The sequence below is a fragment of the Coprococcus sp. ART55/1 genome (assembly GCF_000210595.1).
Lineage (GTDB): Bacteria > Bacillota > Clostridia > Lachnospirales > Lachnospiraceae > Coprococcus > Coprococcus aceti.
Genome location: NC_021018.1, coordinates 2084430 through 2086954, shown reverse-complemented (window position 1 = coordinate 2086954; position 2525 = coordinate 2084430). Strand labels below are relative to the sequence as shown.

Annotated in this window: 3 protein-coding genes; all 3 read right to left on the bottom strand. The window is 43.4% G+C overall.

Annotated elements, in window-relative coordinates; all coding sequences use genetic code 11:
• A partial coding sequence (locus CCU_RS09430) for a carbohydrate ABC transporter permease (protein ID WP_208896375.1) occupies positions 1-761 on the bottom strand: 761 nt, incomplete at its 3' end.
• Between the two features lie 15 nt (positions 762-776).
• Positions 777-1763 (bottom strand): carbohydrate ABC transporter permease, encoded by a 987-nt coding sequence (locus CCU_RS09425; protein WP_015534456.1) that lies wholly within the window; start codon positions 1761-1763, stop codon positions 777-779.
• A gap of 115 nt (positions 1764-1878) precedes the next feature.
• A partial coding sequence (locus CCU_RS09420; protein WP_208896147.1) for an extracellular solute-binding protein occupies positions 1879-2525 on the bottom strand: 647 nt, incomplete at its 5' end.

Sequence of the window (2525 nt, the reverse complement as noted above, 5' to 3'; positions counted from 1 at the left end):
GATATAAGAGATGCAGCCATCAGCTGTGGATAGTTGGACTGATACTGTCCCTGCATTGTTGCAAGAGCTGCTGAGAGCGGCATCTTGTTTGCACTGCTGTTTACAACCAGTGGCCACATCAGATCCTTGAATGCGAACACTGCTGTGAATATTCCGAGGGCAACCATAGATGATCTTGCAAGTGGAGCCATAACGAACACGAATGTCTTTGGAATGTTACATCCGTCAAGTCTCGCTGCCTCCTCGAGATCTCCAGGAAGTCCCATGTAAGCCTGCTTGAGCAGGAAAGTACCAAACGCTGTTACGATACCTGGGAATACCAGGGCGAACATTGTATTTGTCAGTCCCATCTTACTGATCATCAGGAACTGTGGGATGATGAATATCTGTGAAGGAATCATCATCTGGAAAAGTATCAGGGAGAACATAAAGTCTCTGCCCTTGAACTTAAGTCTTGCAAATGCATATCCTGCGAGTGTTGCTGTGAGACATGCACACACAACTCTAAAGAATATGAGCAGTAATGTGTTCTTGTAGAGAACAAGGAAGTTCATATTATTCCAAACAGTAGTGAACGCGTCTGTACGCCACTGTGATGGGAATATTACGAATGGACTTACCGAAGTTGCCTCTGTTACTGTCTTAAATGCTGTGAGTGTCATCCATACAAATGGCACTATCATAATGATTGAGAATATGATCAGAATGAGGTGAATCAATAATCTCTGCATTCTTCTCTTAAACTGTACGCCTCTTGTCATATCGATTCCCCCTTCCTAGTTATAATGAACCCACTTCTTCTGACCGATCATCTGGAATACTGTAAGTACCATGATGACTGCGAGAAGAAGAACTACTATTGCTGATCCATAACCCTTGTTACCATTCTGGAATGAGTACTGGTAGAACAGATATACGATGGACTCTGTCTTCTTGAGAGCCGGATTGGAAATATCCATTACCATGTATACAAGGTCGAATACCTGAAGTGCTCCGATTACTCTTGTTACGAGTACGAAGAATACTGTAGGGGAGAGAAGTGGAAGAGTGATCTTGAAGAATGCTCTTACTCCTGATGCTCCGTCAATATCCGCTGCCTCGTAGTAATCCTTAGGTATCTCCTGAAGTCCTGCAAGGAACAGAACCATGTTGTAACCAATGATCGACCATACACCGATGATTGCAACTGAGATCCATGCGATCTTTGGATTGGATATCCACTCGATCTTTGTACCGAGGATGTGGTTTAACAGACCGAACTGTGAATTGTATAACCATCTCCATACCATGGCTACAGCTGCAGGTGCAACTACCATTGGCAGGAAGAATATTGCTCTGTATATTGTTCTTCCGTGCATCTTACGATTCAGGAATACCGCAAGTATAAGTGCGATGGCGATTGAGAATGGAACCTCAATGATCGCATACTTGAATGTATTGAGAAGTGACTGCCATACCTCAGGGTCAGCAAACATCTTCTTGTAATTTGCAAATCCTGCAAATGATGAATCTCCGAATGATCCAACCTTACAGAATGACTGATATATTGTCTGTACTATAGGCCATAAGTTAAGTACGATGATTCCTATCATTGTTGGGAGGATGAATGCCCAGCCCCATTTGCGCTGGTTTCTTTCCCATGTTGTTGACTTCTTTTTCTTGAACTCTTTATCTTCTGCTGCTGCCGGCTTAACTGTCTGTGTCTCTGTAGCCTGAATTATCTCAGCCGCTTTTTCTTCAACTTTCTTGTTGTTATCTGACATAAAATCCCTCCTCTTATCATTTATACTGTAATTAACACCCCATTGTTTCTGGTAAGCAATGGGCAGGACCTTCATCCTACCCACTGTTATGTTATCTTATAAATGCTCTGTAGGATTACTTGTCTTCCTCATCGATGTACTGGTTCATCTGAACTGCGAAGTCCTTACATGACTGCTCCATCTTTGATGGATCTGCCCATGCATCTGCGAAGAATGTCTGTGCTGCCTGTGACCAAACTGTTGAGTTGTATGTGTAAGGTCTGAGCACGAGCTCATTTGTAACACCTGCTACTGTTGAATCCTTTGTGATATCAAGGTAAGCGTTGAGGTTGAACTTGTCTGTGCAGTTAACCCACTTATCTGATGTGTTATTGTAAGCTGACATTGTTACACCGAGCTCAGCCTGCTTCTCCTGCATCTCCTTTGAACCTAACCACTCGATAAGCTTCCAACAGTCATCTGGTCTCTTTGTGTCTGCTGATGCAGCCCATCCAAGTCCGTTACAGATAGAAGTTCTCATACCTGTTGTCTTGTCGTATGGAAGAATTGCTACGTCACAGTTCTCAACGAGATACTCGTTGTCAAGGAATCCTGCTGTCATCCATGAACCCTGTGTGATCATTGCTACTGTACCTGACTGGAACATAACGTCTGTACCTGTCTCTGACATTGTTGTTGCCGGTGGGCAGCAATCCTTGAGGAGCTTTCCTACATAATCCATAGCCTTGATAGTGTTGGCATCGTCATATCCTGACTTTGTGT